Source organism: Candidatus Dependentiae bacterium (genome assembly GCA_016191325.1).
Taxonomy (GTDB): Bacteria; Babelota; Babeliae; order Babelales; family JACPOV01; genus JACPOV01.
In genome coordinates this window covers 710735-732945 of the sequence record JACPOV010000008.1, presented here as the reverse complement: position 1 = coordinate 732945, position 22211 = coordinate 710735, and the positions used below count along the sequence as shown (strand labels likewise).

Below are 22211 nucleotides of genomic sequence, written 5' to 3'. Positions count from 1 at the left end.
GTCAAATTACGAATTAAAGCGGAAATATGGGTATTTTATTTACAAAAAAGTAAAAAAATGGCAAAAGTTACAGTTTTTTAGCTAAAAGAAAGGTTATTTCTTAGAAATATAGAATTTGATGCAGAGAACGCTCAGCGTACCGAACGCGGTGTGTCCTGCTGCTCCATAGAAATAATCTTTAGCGGTAGTAAATCGATGATCAGATAAGCTTTGATAGGCCAATTCGCATCCGATGCCAAATATTGGTAGGCCTGTTGCTAACCGAACAATTTCCTCAGTGGGTGAGTTGTTTTTATTCGTATCAATAAGAAAAGCGGAGATAAGAACCAAGCCTGCCCCGAGAGTAAATTGAGCCATTTGTGATTTGCGTGATATTTTCTCGAATTGTCTTTTGGGCTGTTCAACTGACGTTTTTTCTACCGGTATATTGTTCAATACGCCAGCGTTTGCTGAAAATATGAGAAAGGCCAAGGCGAGAGCCGGGCTCTTTGTAGAAATTTTCATGGCATCCATTTCGCTTAATGACAACTACTTTAGATTATCATAACAGCTTTTTTTAAAATCGCCATTAGCAATAGTCTTTTTCCGGTATGCCGATTATTTATTTAAAAAACGAGCAAGAGGAACAGCAGTTATGAGCATGCTGTATTTCACGGCTTTCTTAAAATGATCTTCCCAATGATGGATTATTGAACGCGGCTCAAGAGCAACGTTTGTTTCTTGATGGTAGTTACTCAGGCCACTTTCAAAAAGCGTAAAACCGGTGCCTGCTAAAATTCCACTTCTTACAAGAGTAGAAAATGATTCAAATCGATTCGCAGAAAAAAAAGGAACCGGTATGCCAAACTGTGCGCCGCCGTAAAACATAATCAATGAACCGATCGACATTTTAATAAGGCCGGTTTGTTTAAGACTAAATTTTGGAATGTTATCTAGATAGTTTTGGCAGAGAAGCGAGTTCGTTATTATTGCCGCTATAATGAGCTTAAAAAAAAAATTCATAAATGCACCTCACATTTTCATTTTATACCAACTATACGCAAACGACAGATTAAATGTAAATTATTCAAATTGGATTAGCACGGGTATTTTTCTAAAAATGGTGCAGTTATTAATGGTGGCAGCCCCACGCTCATTCGACCCAAAAATTTATCTGACAATCATTGACTTAATAGTTCGTTCCCTGCGTAAAATGTAACAGATGAATGAGGGGCTAGGGGGGAGAACAAGTCTATGAAAAAGATCACGCAAAAGTGTCGCGGATTTACTTTAATTGAATTAATGATCGTTGTGGCGATCGTCGCGTTTCTATCGATGGTTTCTATGCCAAGCTTTTTTAGATTTTTAGCAAAAGCAAAACGGACCGAAGCATATATGAATTTAGGAACGCTTTATTTAGCAGAAAAAGCGTATTGGGCAGAAAACGGAAAATATACAACGCAACTTATTGGCAAAGACGGCGCAGGATGGCAGCCGGAGGGATATTCAGGCGGCGGCGCAAACGAACGGTTTTATTATACCTATGGATTTAGTGGCCAAGAAGGTCATTGTTGTTTTACTGGAAAATTGGGCGCGAGTGGTTCAAGCCTTGGCGACACCAAAGCTGATGCCAATACTTTTCTAGCTGCAGCAATTGGTGATATTGATGGGGATGGTACCGACGATCGACTCACCGTTGATCATCGCAATGAAATAAAAATTACGCATGACGATTTGGCGTGAAAATTATTTCGTTTGCATTTTTATCGTAGTTGTTTATCTACTCTCGATTATTTTGAATGTCTTATTGCAAGAATCCAAATTGGGCAACGGGCATTCAATCTCTCATTATGAATATGCCCAATTTTTAGGATCTTGGAGATTAATGGCTTCCGATTTTTATTGGTTTCAGTTTTTGCAAAAAGATTTTGCTCGCTGCGGTGCAAACGAAATTGTAAATGGAATGATGCTTATGAAAAAACTCGATCCGCATTTTACCAGTGCGTTTCGCCTTGCAGCGATGAGTTTACTTACGTATCACAAGAAGCCATTGGAAGCATTAGATCTTATAGCCAATGCACTCACATCTGAAGTTAATCGTACAGATTGGCGACTCTATGGATATTCGTTAATTGCTAAGAATATGCTGACAATCCAAGAAAAATCAAAACATTTTTTTAAATATGAACGAGTTCTTGCCGCACCAAAGCTGCTTGCATTAGAAATACCGCCGATTCCAAATTACTTACTAAGAAAATTAGAAGCCTAGAAATAGTTTCATTAAAGAGTGTGCATAGAATACATAGCACAATGCGCCCAGAGCAAGAAACGGTCCGAAGGGAAGCTTGATTTTTTCAGTTTTACTTGCAGAAATCGCAAAGAGAATGATTGCACCGGAAAATGAACCGACAAGAGATGCGAGCATAAGCGAAGCCCACCAGCCTTGAGCGCCTAAGAAAGCGCCAATCATACCGATGAGTTCGACATCGCCTTGCCCCATGCCAACGCGGTGAGTAAATTTATAATAGAGCCAGCCAATCCCGTATAAAAAAACATACGCTGAGATTGCCCCAATACAACTTTGCACAAAAGTTATGGGCAATAGATCGAAAATACTTAACAAAAATCCTACCGGAATGAGAAATGCGCTTACAAATCTTGATATAAGCATTGTTTCAATATCGGTACGAATAGTAATAATTAATGCAGAAAAGAAAATCGAATACGCGATCCAATAAGTGGATGATAATTGAGTTACCATTCTATAAAATATAAAGGCTGTCAGCAATTCAATGAATGGATAAAGCCAAGAAATCGGTTTTTTGCAATGTAAGCATTTTCCGCGCAGCGCAAACCACGAAACAACAGGAATGAGTTCTGGCCAAGAAAGAATGTGATGGCAATGTGGGCATGAAGAGCGGCCAAAAATGATTGATCCGCCGTGAATGAGTCTATAAGCGGCAACGTTAAGGAATGAACCCCAGCATAAAAAAATTGGCAGAAGAAGTAATGGCTCGATGAGCTATTCCTCAGTTTTTTTTATCTCGTCAAAAAGCCGTTCTATTTTTTCTTGTTTTTCGTAGTGTTCATCGAACATAAAAACAAGATCTGGCGTATAACGAGCTTTAATTTTTGCTGCTATAGCTTTACGCAAAGATGGTTTGTAGAGCTTCAAAATATCAAGCTTCTCTTTAAAGCCCTCAATGCCCTTTGGCGTGTAAAAGTAAATGTAACACATACTTTTATCAGCTGAAAGCTCGACACGGTTTACGTGAATATCTCTGATGCGATTATCATCAAGCGTCATTTGCAAAAAAAGTTGCGATATTTCACGAAAAAACAATTTTTCTTTTTGTGCTTTTTTTATATCGCGTACACGTTTGGATTCAAAGTTGGCCATGACTTATGAGATCAAATCAACTTTTGAGAGGCCATGCGGATATAGTTTTGCTTAATAGCGCGCAATAAGCGTTTACGTCTTTTTTGGCTTAGCGGCTCAAAGTAACCTAATCGCTTCATATCTCGGACAACACCTTCGCGCTCAATTTTCTTTTTAAGCTGCTTAAGTGATTTTTCTACGTTTGCATTTACGTTGATAACGATATTTGCTTTTCTCTTACTCATAGAGAAACACAATCCTTTCAAGCTGCAGCGCAGCCGGGGTAAATAATAGGTTTATAGAACTGCCTTTAACTATATCCCTTTTTGCCAGGCGTGTCTAGTAAGGCCGGCTCTTTTGCAGGCAGCCACAGGTATTATTTAAACATCACATCAGAAGGTTGCAATGAGCGAACCGGCAAGAGTAGTTGATCGGTACGCGTTTCTTTGTGTGATTGGCCATTGCGCCGCAAGGCCAAGCGTTAAATTAGGTGAAATTTCATAATTAAACGCTGTATTGAGCACTTGAACTCGCCATTTTGAAAGGCATTCTTGCTGCCGCGGAATAAACGGGTTATTAGCCGGCGGATTTTCGATTGTTATTTTATCCTCAGTATGATGAATGGTGTCGTATTCGACCCAGCACGAGAGGCGTTCAAGGAAACGATATGCATGGAAAAGTACGCCAAATATGCTGTTGTGCCCCGGTTGTACCTTCGCGGTGGTAGAAAAAGGAAAGACGCCAGATTGTACGGGGCTCGTTGGTAATCTGTAAAGATCAATGGTTCTGGATGAAAAAGCTGTGTAACCGCCAAAAAACCCAATCTCGATTGTTTCTTTAAAGTCTAGATGGAAGCCTGCGGTAAACCCAACCGAAGAGTGGCCATCGTTACCAAAAGGTAGCGCGAACGCTTTTCGTCGATTTTGTGTTTTGGCTATAGGAGCAGTTGCTTCAATCTGAACAAACGGAATAAACAGAAAATAAGGATAAGTACAGTTGTTCGCATTTACTTCAAATACATGGCGCCACCAAACAAAGAACCGCATATCTTCGACAGAGTCTTCTTCAAAGTCGCATGTTTCAAGCCCGATTTGGCTGAAGGTGAGAGTCGCGGCGGTGCAAGACATTAAAAGCGATTCAATAACAGGCACAGCTGCAGCAGGGAAAATACTATCATCTAAACTTACCGTGGGGGTAAGATCGATAAAGCCACAGCATGGGCAGGTTTGTGTTTGTTTTATATCCGCGAGTCCCGCTTGAATGGTGAATCCAAAGTCTTCAAAAGGTTGGACGTCAAGTTCAAAGCGAACACCGGTTTTTCGATATTTGAGTGGTACTGCAAAATAGCCAATATGACAACCTGTATCGGTCAATACGTTTTCTACTGGGACGGTATCATTAGGCCCTAGTGGAGGAAAAATTTGTTGTTTTGCAAATCCGATTTGAGTGCCTGCTAAACTTTGGCCAGTTGGCACTGCGCCATAAAGAAGCCCGAGCATGTTCCAGCGGCCTTCAAGATCTCCTAGAAATCTTATGCAACCTTCAAAATCTCTGCCCCTGCTAGCTTTTTGATGAAAGGGGGTAACATGGAATGAGACGCGATCAATTTTAACGCAGTCGGTGATATCTTTAAAGTAATTAGTTACACCAAAAAGGAGATAGTGGTACGGATAGGCTGTAGTATAAAGTGGGTAAGGATCGTTTTTGGTGAGCATCGTGATGCCCATACTGGTGCGATGCCATACAGCTAAGGCGAGGGCAGCCAAAAGCACCGGTATAAATTTTTTCTTCATCACTATCCTTTCAATCAAAGCTTCTTTTTCCTTTATAGCACCTTTAGATAACGTTCGTCAATCAGCTGGATGATGTGTGCATGAGCGGTGCATTTATGCTATACTAAACGATCATTAGGAAACAAGGTTGTGATTTTTTTTCTCCTAAACAGGTGTTTGCATGGCGTACTGTTTTTACTATCAAGCTCATATAGAGCGCTCGCGAGTTTGGATGTTTGCCGCGATTTTGCGCAGTTACGAACATTTGGTTTTTGAACGCACGATTGATAAACAAGAAAGTATTTTTGAATTTTTTGTTCCAGTGGCGAACGAAGTACCATTTCTCGAGTTGATGGAATTATTTAAAGAAAAAGAGATCGTACGTAATTTAAAAAAATTACCTAATCGATTGATGCAAGCAGATGCTGTTGTTTGAAATCATCGCGTCGCGCATCCTTCGATACAATTTCTCGCTACGCTCGAAACCACTCAGGACGAGCGCGAGAGAAATTTTTCAAATTTTGAAGGGAACAATTTTTATTTTATCAACGATTCTGGAGCTAATTTAAAACTGAGACCTACTGCGCTCGCCCTGAGTGATTTTTAACTACGTTAAAAATTGTATCGAAGGGTGCGCAATTTTTAATGCACTATATTTTTACCGACAACCGTTTCGTAATTTCATCGGCGCCAAGAAGTGTAATCATATCGTGAAGCGATGCGCCATGCGCCGATCCAGCGATCAGTAAACGCAAGGTAGCAAAGAGCGCTTTAGTTGGCACATTTTTAGTTGCAGCAGCTTGCTTTACTTCCTTGATAAAATCTTCCGGTTTGCTCAGCAACTTTTTTTTCTCTTGAATTATTGTTAAACAAATTTCTAAATTTTCTGGCGAAATATGTTCAAGCAATTTTTCTTTTGTGATTAAAGGTGATTCAAAGAAATAGTGGAGAGCAGTAGATGCATCTTTGAGTGTGTGAATTTCTTTACTAATTGATGAAACTAGCTTTTCAATAGTTATACGATCAAGATTTGCAGCCTGCGGATAAGAGGCAATCAAAAAAGGCAAAATTGCATCGGTGAGCGTTGGGATATCCATGCGCATAATCCATTGATGATTCATCCAGCGAAGTTTTTCAAGATCATATTTTATCGTGCTTGCCGTATGAATATGTTTAAAATCAATCGCCTTTGAAAGCTCTTGAAGAGTCATTACTTCTTGCTCAAATGAACCGCCGATGATTGCTAAATAATTGCATACTGCTTCAGGCAAAAATCCTGCTTGCCGTAAATCGCGCAAGGAAAATCCAAAATCTCTTTTTGAAAGTTTCTTTCCTTCAGGATTGCAAATAATCGGCATATGCCAAAAAAGTGGCACTTCTTTATCAAATGCACGATAGAGTACAACTTGATTTGCAGTATTTGAAAGATGATCCTCGCCGCGAATGACGTGAGAAATTTTCATTAAAATATCGTCAACGCAGTTAACAAACAAAAAAGTGAAACTGCCATCTTCTCGTGTAAGCGGAAAATCTGAAAAGTTAGACAGATCAAATGAAACGTTTCCGCGAGAAAGATCAGTAATTTGTATAGTGCCGGCGGGTATTTGATAGCGCCAAATAAAAGGGACGTTATTTAAAAGATTTTCATCTAGTTGCTTTTGCGTCAATTTTAAGCACGTTCTATCGTAGCGTGGTGGCTGCTTGCTTGCTATTTGCCGAGTTCTTTTGCGATCTAATTCTTCAACGGTGCAAAAACAACGATAGACCGAATTTTTCTGAATAAGTTCTGTTAATTTTTCTTGATAAAGGGCGCCGCGTTTTGATTGTTCATACGGTGCATCGGGCCCGCCAACAATAGGGCCTTCTTGATAAGAAAGTCCAAGCCATCCCAGATCTTCCATAATGATCGCGCCACCTGGATCAAAATTCCGCTCAAGATCGGTATCTTCGATACGCAAAATAAAGGTACCGTTATAATGGCGAGCAAACAGAAAATTAAAAAGTGCAATGCGAACGCTTCCAAGATGCATAAGGCCGGTAGGAGAAGGTGCAAAACGCACTCGCACTGTTGATGGTTTCATTGATATTCCTTGAGTATACGTATCTTTGTCAATAGTGTACCGTTCTTGGTGTTTCGAGTCCAGTATTGCTACTTAGCAGCAATTTACTTTGACATTCGAAATTCTCTTTTGTTAGGTTCCTCTCAAATTTATTGCCCTCAAGGCTTGCGAGTTCTGGGTGCCGACGAGATGCGAAAAAAATAGACCGAGCATTAGCGGTTGATTGCTCTGGAAAAAGGAGACGATAATGAAGCAATGTTTACATATTACGTTTGTCTTAAAAGTCCCCAAGGGATTTTTGCAGGCAACAGTGGCGCATCGAGCTCGAGAATTGTCGATCGAGGGAACTGCGCATTTAGTGGGCGCTACGGAGCCTACGATCACGGTCATCGCGTGCGGGCAAAAAGATGATTTGCAAGATTTAATAGACACCTTGCACAAAGAAGCGGCAAATAAAAGTATCGATCGAATTCAAATTGAGCCGTTCATTAAGTCGAAGGATTATCGAGGAGTTTTCAGGATCATCGAATAAATTTAAATGGCAGGCTTTCCTAGCCTGCCAAATCCAATGCTTTTCTAATAACAAGAGTTCTCTTTTTTTCAGTTCGGCGATGAGCGAACCTCTTTTTTTATCTACATTCTCAGAAAATTCGTTTTCAAATTGTTTTTCGTAAGCTAGCAAATAGTATCGCAGAGAGTTACCTACCAATCGTAGCCCATTATGATAAGCTAATTGCATCAAGGAAAAGCTCTAGGAAAGCTGTGTTATACTGCCGCGTTTTGTTTTTTAATTCTATTATCTTTTTATTAATATCATTTTCTGCTCAATCGGATTTTGATGTTACCGTCGTTCGATCTGGGGATTTAGTAATTCAAGAACTCGAAGAAAAATTTCCTGAAGAATTAAAAATAGAATCGGTCTCATACGAATCTGATGTTTTCTTTAGTCAGAACGAGTTCAATTATTTAGTTGATATTAAACCTGGAGTGAAACTTTCCTTCGCGCAGCTTGAGTGCGCACTTTCCTATCTAAAGAAAAAAAATAAATTCGAAACAATCCAACTTTTTTTTAGTAATAGTAATCAAACGAGCTATCGAATCCATTTCAAACTTGTTGGGTTCTGGACGTTTCACAAAGTTAAATTCGATGGTGTTTTTTTTGGAAAAGAAGCATATCGCCATCTTTATAGCATGGAGCAAGGTGAACAATTTGATATTGAGCGCCATTATCATTTTATAAAGATTATTAAAGAAGCGTTAGTCGCTGAAGGTTTTATTAATGCAAGTGTCAGCAGTTATAATACTTATGATCACCGATCAAAATTAGTGACACCAACCGTATCGATTGTGCCCGGCGCACCATTTACGATCGATGCAGTATCGATCAAGTTTGATCAAGAAGTGGTAGATGATGAGCATCGAATGATGGCTCACAAGATTGAAGAACGCTGTTCAAAAAAACTTTTACGTTCGGTGTGCAGCCAGCATCTTCTTAATAATGAAACACAAAAGATCAGAGAATATTTAGCAAAAAAAGGATATTTAAATCCGCGCATTGAATTACGCAAAACTATCGAAAGTGATCGATGCACGGTCAATTTGGCGTTTCATTTAAATGTGGCGCACCAGCGGAGATTTATTTTTTTTGGAAATCAGTTTTTTTCAAAAAAAGAGTTGATAGATCATTGCGTTAGTTTTGGTAGGGCAGCTGATATGGTGCCGCTTTCGATTATATCTGAGGAAATAATTGAGCGATATCATTCAAAAGGCTTTTGGGAAGTTCGCATAGAAATTGAGCAGGAAAAAAACAACCATTTTTTTTTAGTTAATGAGGGGCTTCGGGCTCACGCATGCTCAATTACTCTGCGAGGCTTAAAATCAATGGATGAAAAATGGCTTTGTAAAAAATTTTTCAAAGCTTATAAAAAAAAGAAGCCTATTGATCTAGATGTTTTGAAAAATCAGATTGCTCAATTAATAAAATGGTATCACCAACAAGGATTTGTGGATGCAAAAATCGAGAAAGAGCTATTTGTACCCACAATAAATCCACACGAATATATGTTGGAGCTGACAATATATGAAGGAAGTCGTAAAACAATTGAAAAAATATCGGTTGAGGGCGCATGCAGCGATGATGAAAAATGCGCTGCGATTCTTTTGCGTAAAGAGAGAACGGATGATCTTTTTACATTCGATACATTAAATAACCATAAAAAAACTCTTCTCAATTATTTTCAATCGCGCGGTTACCTTTATGCTCAATTGAAAGCAGAAATTGTGCATCGAGATCAATGTGTCGAGATTATTTGGCATGTTACTCCAGGAAAGCGATTCAAGTTTGGCAAAACTATTTTGCAAGGGGCGACACGATTACCATTTTCGCTCATAGAAAAAAATCTGAGCTATCGCGAGGGAGATTGGTGGAACAAAGAACTTGTGCGGGAATCTTTTTTAAAATTACGAGATTTAGATGTTTTCGAGACCATTTATGCGCATGGCGATAGTTCGCAAGAATTTGATAGCCAAAAAGCGGTACTCTTAAAATTAGTACACGATGATCCTTATGAAGTTCGTGTTCGTGCAGGATTTCAGCAGGTCAGCAGAAATTTCGCATTTCGCAACGGCACCACTTATAAACTTGGCGGATCGTTGTTGATTAAAAATCCGTTTAATTATGCAGATAGTATGCGGTTGGATATTGATGTTACTCGTTTCTATCGAAATGTTTCGGGCATTTATAAGCGGCCATGGTTTTTAGGATTTCCGATCAATTTGATTTTGAAGGGATACAATAGCACCTATATGCAGCCGATTATTTTGGGATCTGCAAAACCACTTTACCAAGCACGCCAACAAGGCGGATTACTTGGGTTAAGTTATAAAGCTGATAAAAGGGAATGGGGCATAAATGCTGGCATTGAGCTTCTTGAAACAAATCATTTATCGGTAGAATTAGCTCGCGCCATTAATTTTGAGCCTGTTTTAATTGATAAAAAAGCTCCGTATGCCTATATCGAACCAAATCTTTTTATTGATAAGCTCGATAATAAAGCAAATCCACGTTTTGGATCGCTCACCGTTATTTCGTGCAAGAGCATGGCCCCCTTCAATAAAAATGGCGTACCGTTTTTAAAAATATTGCTGGATCAATCGCTCTTCTTTCCGGTGTGGCGCACGATTTTTGGTTTGCATGTTCGCGTGGGAAATATTTTTGCTCATCATTTTGCAACGATCATGCCGATCGACCGTTTTTATTTGGGTGGCGAAATGTCCCTCAGGGGCTATTTGCCAGATTTTGCGCCGCCCCTTGGCGTTTTTATTGATGAAAAAGGAAAAGAGTGTTTAGTGCCGCAGGGGGGGCGTTTTGTTTTTAACGCAAATCTGGAAATACGATTTCCAATCCCGATTATGGATCGGCTTTGGGGCGCGGTTTTTGAAGATATTGGCATTTTAGTATCTGATGCACCGCTAACGGCGATCGATAGCAATTCTCTTTTGGGATCAACCGGTTTTGGCTTGCGGTATTTAACCCCTATGGGCCCCTTGCGTTTTGATATTGGCTGGAAATGGCGCAAGCAAGACCCTGAAGAAAACTCTTACGCGGCTTGGTTTACACTGGGCCATGCTTTTTGAGATTTAGTTTTTCTTTCTAGGGGGCTATAAGAATGGCCTATTTGTAATAATTTCTATTTGACAAGTTATTTAATTTTGGGCATTCTATAAGTGATTATTGAATCTATGAAACTATGGATGTGATTTATGAAGAAAATACAAAAATTGTTATTAGCAATGGCACTTATACCATTCGGTTCCGCATTTGGGATGAATGAAAATAAGAGTACTGAATTAGCAGAGAAACTAAAAAAAGAAAATATAGAGCGACTGGAATACGTTAATGGCGTTAACGGAGGGCTAAACGTAATAAATGGGGGCCTACTTAGGTTTTCCCAAGCCATTAGCGAAGGTCGAAAACTAAATGAAAAATATAATACCCTACCCGCGCACCTAAGCATGCCGTTTGAGAGATCGCCACACAATAAGCATGTATATATTCGTCTAGAATATAATAAAGATGGCATAATTGGTGATGCAGCGCTCATGAATGCGATTGTGGACGCAGGCAGAACTTTCGAAAGTAGATTTGCCAAAGATGGAGCAATAAAACTTTTTCACTCCGAATCTGATAAGTACGGGTATCTAAAATTAGATCGCTTAGATTTCGAAGCTTGCGATCAAGATATTCAAAAAATTAAAAAGCTAGTTCGCGATAGCCTAAGTGATTCTGAGAAAGAAACCGTTGAAAAACTTTCTGAAGAAAATGAAAAACTTGCTAAACTCTATTCGCAAATTTCAAAAGAAAAAGCCGAACTTGAACATTCAGTGAAAAATGGCAATTCTAATGGAAATGAGCTTCAGGAAGAGGTAAAACGACTGAAGCAAAATATTGAATTTTATAAAAAGACAATAGATTGCGGCAATGAAGCATTAGAGCAAAAAGAAGGGGATATTAAAGCCCTCTTGCGCGCAGAGAAAACTAATTCTGCCCATCAACAATGTCAAAAGGATGCTCTTGCTAAATCGCAACAATATCAGCAGGTTGTAAACCAGCTGGAAGAGCAAATAGATTCTCAAAAAACTTTAATTGAGCAAATGGGTAACCAGCCAGTTGGAAACGAAGCCGCAACGATTCAAAATCTTCAATCCCAACTAAAAGCCGAAAAAAACTCTTGGCGAAAATATTTTGTAGGCGGTGCCGTTACGCTTGCTAGCTACGCAGGTTTACAAAAAGCTTATAACTGGTACATGAATAAAGCATAAAAATATAAACCTAATTTAGTAAAAATAAAAAGAGCTCGATGCAATTCGGGCTCTTTTTATTTTAAACCGATCTCCTTTAGAGCTATTCTAAAAATGAATGCTTTCAAAAGGAGTGGGGTATGAAAAAGTTTGGGTTTATCAGTTTGATAATAATAAGTATTTGTTCAAAAGTGCTCTTGGGGATGGAATCCCCTCTTGTGCCTCGAAAAGAAGCACCGTCGGCAGCACGACAATTTATAACAATGATTGAAAAGCTTAAAAGCTCAAAGGAAAGCGTTGATGCGATGCCGCTTTCTCCAAAAAGTATGGGTGAAACTATGAAAAAATACCCAAATCATAAGCTCTTACGCGTTGATGAAAACGGTGGGTTTATCGATTTGCTTGTGAAGGTCGCGTGCGCCTTTGAATCGCTTATGCCGCTCAATTCTGTAAGTGTGGTGCCATTTAATTCGGGTATGTACTTACTCGCCCCAAGAGAAGAACATCGCTTGTTGGTCGATGCAATGATCGTATTGGAGAAAACAGTTTTAGATTACAATAATATAGAAACTTTAAATACACCGTATATGCCCCTTTATAAAGAAAACATATTTAATCAGAGTTTGCGCCGTCACTCTGCAAATAAGAACGAGCAATGTGAAAAGCAGCTTCAGGAATTCATCAAAATCAACGATGAACTTAAGAAACAACATGCTGAAAAGCAAAAAAGCCAGGAAGAGCAGATTAAAAAACTGCAAGTGCAACTTGCATATCAAAACAAGATGGGCGAGCGCTTATTTACCAAAAAAACAGTAATCGCTGCAGGAATCGGTGCAATTGTTAGCGCCTGTGGATTTGCCGCATATCTCAAAAGGTGGCAGAAAAAATAGCCTTATTTTAATACAAAAACTATAAAAAGGGCCTGGTTGAATCTGGGCTCTTTTTTATTATCCAATTTTTGATTAATTCCCAAAAAAGATTTATAGTGTAAGACACAGGCTTTTTATGGCTTTTTTAATTGAAAAATAAAGGTTTAAAATAAAATGGAAGATCATTCAAAAGGATGCGATCTACACGAGCATCATAACGGGACGTTAATGGACGAATTGATGTGCCATTTTCCGTACGCTATTTTTTCGGTAGCGGTGGGGATCTTGGTACTCAGCTTAGTTGAGTTTTTTGGTATTATGCGCGGCGATCCAGCATCGGCTTCGCGTGGGACGCACATGCTTTTTCACAGTTTTCATTTTGTGCACTTAGCGTTTGCTGCATCTGGTGCATTGATTACATTTTCGCGCTATTCAACTAATATGATGCGTGGCTTTGTGGTTGCAATGTGCTCAGCGATCGTTTTCTGTACACTTTCAGATATTTTGCTGCCGTACGTAGCGGGAAGATTATTGGGCGTTTCGATGAGGCTGCATATTTGTTGGGGCTCAGAGCTGCGCAATGTTATTCCTTTTTTGTCGATCGGCCTTATCAACGGTTTAGTGATTAGCAAAAACGGCTCTTCAAAAAAAATCTATTCTTTGATCACGCATATCGGGCACATCTTTTGCAGTTCGTTAGCGGCACTTTTTTATATGGTTTCCGAAGGGTTTACTAATTGGTATCCGTTTATGGGTCCTCTTTTTGTGTTGTTAATTATGGCAGTTGTGATACCATGCACGCTTGCAGATATTATTATCCCAGTCGTGATTGCGCGGTCGGAGAAAGCATGACAAAGAGCATTAAGCTCGAAAATATAAAGAAAACGTATGATGGACAGGCGATTCTTGAGGATTTGAATTTAACAATTCCTTCAGGCCAATTTTTTGCTCTTCTGGGCCCAAGCGGTTGCGGAAAAACAACTATTTTGCGCCTTATTGCCGGCTTTGAATCGGTTGATAACGGGCACATTTTTTTGGGCGATCAAGAAATCACTCACGCTCCGATCAATAAACGCCGCATAAATACCGTATTTCAAAACTATGCTCTTTTCCCCCATTTAAATGTTTTTGATAACGTCGCTTATAGCCAGCGAATAAAAGGTGTTTCGCCAGAAATTATCGAGCAACGCGTTATTAAAATGCTCAATAGCGTGCATCTTGAACAACACATGTTCAAATCTATTCATCAATTGTCGGGTGGGCAAAAACAACGCGTGGCACTTGCCCGCGCCGTGATTAATCAGCCCGACGTTCTGTTGCTAGATGAACCACTTGCAGCTTTGGATTTGAAGTTACGAGAAAAAATGCTTCTTGAATTGATTGATCTTCAAAGTAATTTGCAAACGACGTTTGTGTACGTGACCCATGATCAATTTGAAGCGCTCACCGTAGCAGATCAAATGGCAATTATGAATCACGATGGCGCAATAGAACAAATTGGAACGCCAAAAGAAATTTATGAGTTTCCTGTTTCTACATTTGTTGCAAAATTCGTGGGTACTACAAATCTTTTGCAGGGTAAACTTCAAGAAATTAATGGGCAAGAAATACTTATGGATGTTGATCAATTGGCAACCGTTCGTATGTTTGTTCCTGAAAAAAGAGATTGGATGGTGCCGGGCAAAAAAGTATATATGAGCGTTCGCCCTGAAAAAATTTTAATCGCAAAGCAATTGGTTCAAGGATTTGCAAATCAAGTTAAAGGAATCGTAGAATCGATTGTTTATCATGGCCGCTCAACGCAGTATAACGTTCGCTTAGCAAATGATTATTTGATGCAAGTATTTGAGCAAAACGAAGAGCATTTCGCGCGGGAAGTTATTGATTACGGCCACGAAGTGTTTCTTTATTGGCAAAAAGAAAATGCGGTGCTGCTAGAACGATGAATAAAGCACAAAAAATCAAACAAGCAATTTTGCAAGAGCTACCTTTCTTTTTTTGCCTTCCCGCTTTTATTTGGCAATTATTTTTTTTATGCATTCCACTAGTTGTTATGATTTTAATGAGCGTTGTCGATCGCGCAGGCGTCGCTTCTGCACTCATCGTAACTACCAAAAATTATGTAGCGGTCCTCGATTTTTTGCATTTCAAAATTATCTTAAATTCACTTTTTTTAGCATTATTGGTTGCGTTCAGTTGCTTACTTGTCGCTTATCCAGTTGCTTATTTTTTAGCATTCAAAGCGGGTAGATTTAAACAGCTTTTTCTTTTTTTCTTGCTTGTGCCATTTTGGACTAACCTCCTTATTTTAATTTATGCATGGTTTTTTATTCTTGAGCGCGATGGTTTACTGAATAGGTTTTTAACTTCTTTAGGTTTGATTCACGAGCCGCTTGCACTTTTGCATAATCTTTTTGCTATTTCAATCGTTATGTTTTATTGCTATATGCCTTTTATGATTATGCCGCTCGTGAGCGCTTTAGAAAAAGTGGATGAGAATTTGCTTGAAGCTTCCCAGGATTTGGGTGCAACATACTGGCAAACATTCTTGCGCGTAATTTTGCCTCTCAGTTGGCCAGGTATTAGAACCGGTTTTTTTCTGGTGTATGTTCTGGCATTTGGTGAATTTGCAATTCCACTTTTAATGGGCGGGGATAAATATGTTTTTGTGGGAAATGCGATTTCGCACTATGTACTGAACGCATTGGAAATTGAGCGGGGTGCAGCATTTACATGTATGAGCGGCATATGTTTGCTTCTTTCTATTCTGCTGCTTAATTGGTTACTAAAAAAAATTATCTACCGGGTGTGAGGTTAAGCAATGTGGACTAATGAAGGTTTCTCTCGCTATGTTTTGCCGATCATACTTGCGCTTGTGTATGTCTTTCTCTATTTGCCTATTATTATTTTAATTGTTTTTTCTTTTAATAGCGTAAGTTTTCCGTATACCTGGCATTCGTTCTCATTAAGATGGTACGCGGAGCTTTTTCAATCGCCAGTTATTTGGGATGCGTTTAAAAATTCCCTCATAGTTGCATGCGGCTCAGTTTTTTTGAGTTTAGTACTTGGGCTTTTAGTGGTTTTTTATAGTGTGCAAGCGAAAATGAAAAAATTCCTTGCATCGTTTTATGCAAACTTGATGGTTCCCGAAATTGTTTTATCGGTTGGATTACTAACTTTTTTTACTTTTTTTGGTGTTCCACTTGGTTTGACTACCTTAATCGTCGGCCATACGATCCTCGGGCTTGGCTATGTAGTGCCGCTTCTTTCAAGCAGGTTTGCAGAAATTGATTATAGTCTTATTGAAGCATCGCTTGATCTGGGCGCTACGCTTAACCAGACTTTTATGAAAGTGATTTTTCCTTTGGTAGCTCCAACGCTCGTATCGGCAGGGTTACTAGTTTTTATTATCTCGCTCGATGATTTTTTATTGTCTTTTTTTTGTGCAGGCAGTTCTGCGCAAACATTATCGTTGTATATTTTTGCGACGATTCGCACCGGTATGTCGCCAGTGCTTAATGCATTATCAACCATTCTATTTCTATTGAGCAGCGCCATTATTTTAATACTTGCGACCAGTAGATTTCGTACCAAACTTTTTTAATTCAAGGGGCACTTGATGAGCAATAGGGCATCTTTCAGGTTGTTGGTACGTAGTGGCATGATTATTTTTTGGTGTGCGCTGATTATTATTTTTCTTTATTCACCCCTTATGCGTTGGTTTCAGCCAAAAAAAATTATTACGGTGCTGACCTGGACCGATATGATCGATGCTGAACTGCTTACCAAGTTTGAGAAAAAAACTGGCGTTAAAGTTCGGCTTTCATATTTTGAAAACAATGAAGAACTATTTATTAAATTGCTAGCAGGCAGAGCGCAAGGCTTCGATTTAATTATTCCTTCCGATTATATTATGGAAAAACTCATTGATACTCAGCTCATAATGCCTCTTGATCGCTCGAAGCTGAATTTCTGGAATAGATTAAATCCTGAATTGTTGGGTGTTTATTTCGATCGAAATAATGATTATTCGATTCCGTATCATTGGGCTGTGTATGGGCTTGGTGTTCGCAGTGATGTTTTAGCCGATCGTGAACCGGTATCTTGGAAACTTCTTTTTGATCAAACGCTGCCAGGAAAGATTGCGATGCTTAATAGTGGCAGAGAAGCGGTAGCTATAGCAGCCTATTATTTGTACGGCGCAATCGAAAAACTTACAGTGGCTCAGCAACAAGAAATTTATAAACTTTTAGTTGCGCAGCGTCCGCATGTGCAAGCGTATGTAGATGCTGATATGCGTGCCGATTATTTGCTTCGCTCAGAACAATGTAGCGTTGCGGTTGTTGCGAGCCCTTTTATTATGAATACGCTCAAGCAGAATAATATGATTAATTTTGAGATTCCAAAAGAAGGCGGTTTTCTTGTGCTTGATAGTTTGGTGATTTCACGAACCACCGAAAATGCAGATGCTGTTTATGATTTCATTAATTTTCTTTTTGAACCAGAAATTTTAAAACATCATTTTCACAAATATCCTTTTATTCCGGCAACGATAGAACTTAACGAATGGTTGGAAAGCGCCGGCGCGCCATCTTCTTTAATTGAGGCACATCGACTAGCTATCAACTCTCTTCATTTTTTTAGATTATTGACTTCTGAGCAGCAGCTTAACCATCTTTGGATGGCAATCAAAGTATAATTCATTGATTTTACTTGTTAGAAATGTTTTATTCTCAACTAATAAAAAATCAAAATTATAGCTATTAATTTTAGTAGTATGTTAGAAGATTGATTGTATTTTCAGGAGCAAGAAAAGTAGTAGTATTTTAAAAAAGGCGAGGAGTTTATGAAGAATTCTGCCAATTATTTGGCGAAACGATTATTAATCGTTGCATTGATTTTTACTTCAAAACTATTAGTTGCAGCGCCATGCGCCACAACAGTCAACTGGCATAATCTGAGTGATGGTCCTGGAGGATTTAGCCCAGGCGTTACATCAGATGTTATTGACCAAAATATTGATGTCATAGGAACCAATGCGCTTGTTGATGGTATTCATGTTCAGGCCATAAATTGCGATATCGCAATTACGGTAACGAATGGCGATGCAGTTATTACGGGCTCAGGAAATCGAGCTGATGGTGTTCCAACTAATCCAGCTCGCTTATATTTATATGCTGCAACGGGACATTCGATTACGTTCTCGTTAACCAATGATCTTCTTTTTAGAGGAACGGCAAACGGTTCAACACTTCTTGATCTTCTCGTTACCGTATCAGGCGGTGGTAATGTTAACTTCTTTATTGAAGGCACTAAACATGTCGCATTCAGTTCGATTCCAACAAGTGGTGGAACGAAGTTCTTTGTTGCGATGCAAAATGGTGCAAGCCCAATAGTTCTCTTTAGTAGATTCCAACCACTTGGTTCATTAGGTGCTGGAGATCTTGCAGGTAATGTAGAAGTTCAGGTTGGCCCGCGCTCAATTATGAGCTATATGGCAGTAACGCCCGTTGCTTCAGGTGGCGCCACAGAAACTGCGCTCATTAAGTTTGATCCATCTAATACAGGCGCTGGATTAATGATACTTCGTTTGCTCAATGGTGCAAACGTGGATATCATGGGCCATCAATTAACAGCAGCAGGCGGATTAAATAATCCAAACATTCTCATATCAGATATTAATTTAGCTGTTCCTGCTGGCGGCAATGCACACTTCATTATACAAAATGCAAATAGTGGTGCTGGAACACCTGCTTGTTTAACAGTCATTAACGAAAATAATGTTCTCACGAATTATATGGAAGATCCATTCTGTGATGGCCAGTTCTTTATAACTGGAACACAAACAGGATTTATTCTTGGAACAAATGCAGAGATGGAGTTACAAAACATAACCTATTTGAATTACATAGGTACCACTACGAACGCGGTTCCGTTTGTAACAACACCATTTAGTAATTTACAGCCATTAATACAGGCGGCGATCTTAAACGGTGAAGCATCAAGCGCGCAAGATTTTATTAAATTCCGTAATCCATCAGCATTTGTTGTAGATGGATTCCAAAATGCTAATGCGATTCCTGCGCATATTGTTATGGAAGGCGCATCGGCAATTTATTTCCGTTCGGGTGCCGATAATCTGGGAAGTTTTACCGAATTTGTAACCGTAAACGGCTCGCTCGTTCTTTCATTTACCATTAGCCCATTGGAACGAACACCGGGCGTTGGTAATTTAGTATTTGATGTTGAAGGAATTTTAAATGTCGATGGCGATCCATTAGGAAGCAATGGACTTAATGTCCTTTCATTGGCTGTTACAAAATCTGGATGCCCAGTATTTGTAGAGGGCACTGAAACACAATTTCCAATGCGTACGTTTGCGTTAAACGCAGATGGTTCATACCAACATTATAACAGTGCTGGATGGATTATTAATAACCGTATGAATATTGAAAATGCTTCAATAATGCATACGGACGTAAATCATATTGTGCTCGAGCGTGACAATCTCGGACGTTGTGATTTAAATTCTGAGCCAACCTACATTGGTGGTGAAACATTCGTTCTTTGCAATCCTGTTGGTCAACAGCGTCCAACGATTGCATTATACGATGCGTTCATTCGTTTTAATACAAGCGCAGGATTTACTGGCGTTGATATTCGTGTGCCAAACGATTCGATAAACCCGGGTGGCAACGTAAGTGAATTCCTCTTTTATGCAAACGGACGTGCGATTGATAACGCATATGGTCGCTACGTAATTTTAGGAACCAATCTAGGTTCTTTATCTGCAGCAGGTCAACTCATTGATAAAGATTCACATCTTGATATTTTCCAAGAAAATGCACAGGCTGTAACATCTTTGCAAAAATTGCTTTTAGACGTTAGCTACAACTCATCATGCATTACGCAAGGAATTACGGGAAACATAACTGGTCAGTTCTCTGTTCACACTATTTTCTTGGGCAACAACAGTAATATCTCAATCGGTACCGATGCTGCCGTGGGAACCAGTACGCAAGGAATTCCGTTTGCCTTGGTAACGACTCCATCGCTTGTAATAGTTGGTGATTATCTATCGTTTGAAACGCATGGCGGATCTCTTGGTCTTCCTGAAACAAGTGGTACAACGGGCCAAGGGGCAATATTTGTTGATGCAAATGGAACGATTACGATCGACCGTTTGGCTATCGCTAACTTCTCAACGATGGTTGTCCGCAGTAGAAACGGCGTGATTGATCTTCCCGAAAATCAAGTGAATTTCCGGAACCGTGTCGGCATTACACAGTGGAATATTAATCTCACACCACCTAACTCGCCGATCTTAGTTCCAGCCGGCCAATTCTTATCAGATTTCACCATGGATTGGGGTGCGGTAACAAAGGATTATACAGGCACACCAAGCTTTGTTCCTTATGAACCAGTATTTACACCAAGTGCATGTTTCTGCCCGCCGGTAACCGCGGCAAACTTGCAATCGTTACCAACGGTTCAAGGTACGGTTGATCAGTTCCAAATCAAACGCTCACGTATTGGTGATCAGGCTCATCTATTGGTTGATGGTGGTAATATTCGTGAATTAGTATTCTTGCTTGGCTGCAATACGGCAGAAGCTCCCGTTGCATTCATCGTAGTTCAAAATGAAGGCGTGGTTGGACTTAATACGGTTCACCGTAATCTTGATTCCGATTCTGCTCAGATAGTTCTTGGTATCAACGGCGTAGAATTATGCGCAAATGGCAGCGGCACATTTGAGATTAATGAAGATGTTATCATTAATAACGTATGTCATATAATGCCAGGGCCAAATTTTGGTATAGGATCGCCGCAAACCTTACGCTTCCATTCGCAAGATCCTAAAGAGATTCATGTTCTTAATACTGGTGTGCTTGATCTTTCGCAATTCACACTTCCTACGCAAAATATAGAATTTGCGGGTAACTTAAGCTTGGTATTTGAGCCAGGCGCGCGCATGATTTTAGGCGGCGGTACCGTTGTATTTACCGATAACGCATCGCTTTCGTTAGAGCGCGTGTTCAACCTGGGCGAAGAAGCCGGATTGTCGGTTTCTGATCTTGATCCAATTCGCGTAAAGTTAATCGGTAATGGCACGATCGTCTTTAATGATGCATCAAGCTTCGTCGTGCCAAACGATACATTCTTTGGTGTGGAAACCGATCCAACCTGCACGAACTTCACAAACATTAGTTTGATTTTACAAGATAGATCCCGTTTTGAAATTGGTAACGATAGTATTCAAGGTGGCGCATTCCAAATTGGTAATACACTTAATACTCCAGGTGCACTCGTTAACTTCAACTTAACAATTAATGGCATAGGTGCCGTATTCCAGATCAATCGCCAAGGATTCTTTGGCATGGGCGTCGGCATGGTTGATAAAACGAGCACCTTCCCAAATAACTGGGTTGTGGGTTGCTTGGCAAACGTGGGCAATATCAGCATTACCAACTCTGAAGGGATTTTCCGTCATAATCAAATATTTTCAGGAAACTTCAATCTTGCTTCTCTGTTAGCAATTGGGCCTGCTAATTCCTATACATTCAACTTCGATCCAATAGTTGCCAATATTCTTGGCGGCGGAAACATGATTCTTATGCAGAATTGTTTGACCGCTCCAGAGAGAGTGCAGTTTAATGATGCATTCGTCGGGAAAGCTCATGAGTTCTTCGATAAGTTGATGACAACTGAGCGTGAATCGTTTATGGTGCCTACCGATCAGGTTCGCCCATTAATTATGAAATTAATGGATATCTTGATGCAAGGCGAAACGATTCCAACCGATCATGAATTCTTCAAAACAGGTCGCGCTCTTTTTGACGCATATTCTCCAAAGCGCTCAGGATCATTTGATACGCCAGCCGAACCCTTCATGACCGATTTGCGTACTATTTTGCGCGGGCCAAGTTTGGGTATTACTTTAAATCCAACAGTGACAACATTTAACGGCGTCGTAAATAGCAGCTTAACGGTTGGTATTTTCTCTTCAAAAGATATTCTGAATGATGCTACTCAACCTCCGCAACCTACAGCCGTTACTCCGTTAGCGTTGTATACCTATTTGGCGACAAGAGAAATAGACTCATATGCGTCGCCAAAAGCAAACTGCGCAATGACAAATCTCAATGTATTTACTGTTGCGTATGTTCATAATAATGTTATCAACCGTACACCGTATACGCGCGTTTTAGGCGGTACTTCTGCAGATCCAAGGAGCTATGACTACTCATTAGCACGTGGCGCTGTCCATCTGAACGTTGATGATGCGACAGGTGATATAAACATAGTCACTGAAATACGTGGATCGTAATGACGCTATTTAAGATTGCAAGGT

At 39.7% G+C, this 22211-nt stretch carries 20 protein-coding genes and 1 pseudogene; 13 read left to right on the top strand and 8 right to left on the bottom strand.

Translation table 11 applies throughout. From position 1 onward, the window contains the following. Positions 1-93: 93 nt before the first annotated feature. Positions 94-504: a hypothetical protein gene (locus HYX58_04010; GenBank protein ID MBI2775141.1), complete on the bottom strand. Its 411-nt coding sequence runs from the start codon at positions 502-504 to the stop codon at positions 94-96. Positions 505-597: 93 nt separating this feature from the next. Continuing rightward, complete coding sequence (locus HYX58_04005) at positions 598-1002, bottom strand: hypothetical protein (GenBank protein ID MBI2775140.1); 405 nt, start codon at positions 1000-1002, stop codon at positions 598-600. Positions 1003-1233: 231 nt separating this feature from the next. Between HYX58_04005 and HYX58_04000 the strand changes: the two genes are divergently transcribed. Both HYX58_04000 and HYX58_03995 read left to right on the top strand, forming a co-directional pair. Next, positions 1234-1722: a prepilin-type N-terminal cleavage/methylation domain-containing protein gene (locus tag HYX58_04000; GenBank protein MBI2775139.1), complete on the top strand. Its 489-nt coding sequence runs from the start codon at positions 1234-1236 to the stop codon at positions 1720-1722. Then, on the top strand, positions 1706-2248 hold the full coding sequence (locus HYX58_03995) for a hypothetical protein (protein MBI2775138.1): 543 nt from the start codon (positions 1706-1708) through the stop codon (positions 2246-2248). Before HYX58_04000 ends, HYX58_03995 begins: the two co-directional genes overlap by 17 nt. On the opposite strand, the gene HYX58_03990 is transcribed toward HYX58_03995, so the two are convergent. The 5 genes and pseudogenes from HYX58_03990 to HYX58_03970 form a co-directional block, all read right to left on the bottom strand. Continuing rightward, positions 2237-2740 (bottom strand): prepilin peptidase, encoded by a 504-nt coding sequence (locus HYX58_03990; GenBank protein MBI2775137.1) that lies wholly within the window; start codon positions 2738-2740, stop codon positions 2237-2239. The two genes, HYX58_03995 and HYX58_03990, sit on opposite strands and share 12 nt — an antisense overlap. After that, a pseudogene (locus HYX58_03985) lies at positions 2732-2998 on the bottom strand (prepilin peptidase). The gene HYX58_03990 and the pseudogene HYX58_03985 overlap by 9 nt, the downstream one beginning before the upstream one ends. A 3-nt stretch (positions 2999-3001) precedes the next feature. Further along, positions 3002-3379, bottom strand: coding sequence for a 30S ribosome-binding factor RbfA (gene rbfA / locus HYX58_03980; protein MBI2775136.1), 378 nt, complete (start codon positions 3377-3379; stop codon positions 3002-3004). A gap of 11 nt (positions 3380-3390) precedes the next feature. Next, entirely contained in the window at positions 3391-3603 is a 213-nt protein-coding gene (gene rpsU, locus HYX58_03975) for a 30S ribosomal protein S21 (GenBank protein MBI2775135.1), read from the bottom strand. Positions 3604-3750: 147 nt separating this feature from the next. Then, positions 3751-5151, bottom strand: coding sequence for a hypothetical protein (locus HYX58_03970; protein ID MBI2775134.1), 1401 nt, complete (start codon positions 5149-5151; stop codon positions 3751-3753). Between the two features lie 160 nt (positions 5152-5311). Between HYX58_03970 and HYX58_03965 the strand changes: the two genes are divergently transcribed. Continuing rightward, a complete protein-coding gene (locus HYX58_03965; protein MBI2775133.1) occupies positions 5312-5566 on the top strand; it encodes a hypothetical protein in 255 nt (84 codons plus the stop codon). A gap of 214 nt (positions 5567-5780) precedes the next feature. Here HYX58_03965 and HYX58_03960 read toward each other — a convergent pair whose 3' ends face one another. Continuing rightward, positions 5781-7211, bottom strand: coding sequence for a glutamate--tRNA ligase (locus tag HYX58_03960; protein MBI2775132.1), 1431 nt, complete (start codon positions 7209-7211; stop codon positions 5781-5783). A 226-nt stretch (positions 7212-7437) separates the two neighbouring features. Between HYX58_03960 and HYX58_03955 the strand changes: the two genes are divergently transcribed. The 10 genes from HYX58_03955 (at position 7438) to HYX58_03910 (ending at position 22187) form a co-directional block, all read left to right on the top strand. Next, a complete protein-coding gene (locus tag HYX58_03955; protein MBI2775131.1) occupies positions 7438-7722 on the top strand; it encodes an acylphosphatase in 285 nt (94 codons plus the stop codon). A gap of 230 nt (positions 7723-7952) precedes the next feature. Beyond that, entirely contained in the window at positions 7953-10826 is a 2874-nt protein-coding gene (locus tag HYX58_03950; GenBank protein ID MBI2775130.1) for a BamA/TamA family outer membrane protein, read from the top strand. Positions 10827-10952: 126 nt separating this feature from the next. After that, positions 10953-12011, top strand: coding sequence for a hypothetical protein (locus tag HYX58_03945; protein MBI2775129.1), 1059 nt, complete (start codon positions 10953-10955; stop codon positions 12009-12011). Between the two features lie 119 nt (positions 12012-12130). Next, complete coding sequence (locus HYX58_03940) at positions 12131-12880, top strand: hypothetical protein (protein MBI2775128.1); 750 nt, start codon at positions 12131-12133, stop codon at positions 12878-12880. A gap of 153 nt (positions 12881-13033) precedes the next feature. After that, a complete protein-coding gene (locus HYX58_03935; protein MBI2775127.1) occupies positions 13034-13711 on the top strand; it encodes a hypothetical protein in 678 nt (225 codons plus the stop codon). Next, positions 13708-14805, top strand: coding sequence for an ABC transporter ATP-binding protein (locus HYX58_03930; protein MBI2775126.1), 1098 nt, complete (start codon positions 13708-13710; stop codon positions 14803-14805). The genes HYX58_03935 and HYX58_03930 overlap by 4 nt, the downstream gene beginning before the upstream one ends. After that, complete coding sequence (locus tag HYX58_03925) at positions 14802-15671, top strand: ABC transporter permease (protein ID MBI2775125.1); 870 nt, start codon at positions 14802-14804, stop codon at positions 15669-15671. The genes HYX58_03930 and HYX58_03925 overlap by 4 nt, the downstream gene beginning before the upstream one ends. Before the next feature lie 9 nt (positions 15672-15680). Further along, positions 15681-16463: an ABC transporter permease gene (locus tag HYX58_03920; GenBank protein ID MBI2775124.1), complete on the top strand. Its 783-nt coding sequence runs from the start codon at positions 15681-15683 to the stop codon at positions 16461-16463. A gap of 15 nt (positions 16464-16478) precedes the next feature. Next, positions 16479-17558, top strand: a complete 1080-nt coding sequence (locus HYX58_03915; protein ID MBI2775123.1) for a spermidine/putrescine ABC transporter substrate-binding protein — start codon at positions 16479-16481, stop codon at positions 17556-17558. A gap of 147 nt (positions 17559-17705) precedes the next feature. Next, positions 17706-22187 carry a hypothetical protein gene (locus HYX58_03910; protein ID MBI2775122.1) on the top strand — a complete coding sequence of 1494 codons (4482 nt, stop codon included), beginning with the start codon at positions 17706-17708 and terminating at the stop codon, positions 22185-22187. The last annotated feature ends 24 nt before the right edge of the window (positions 22188-22211 follow it).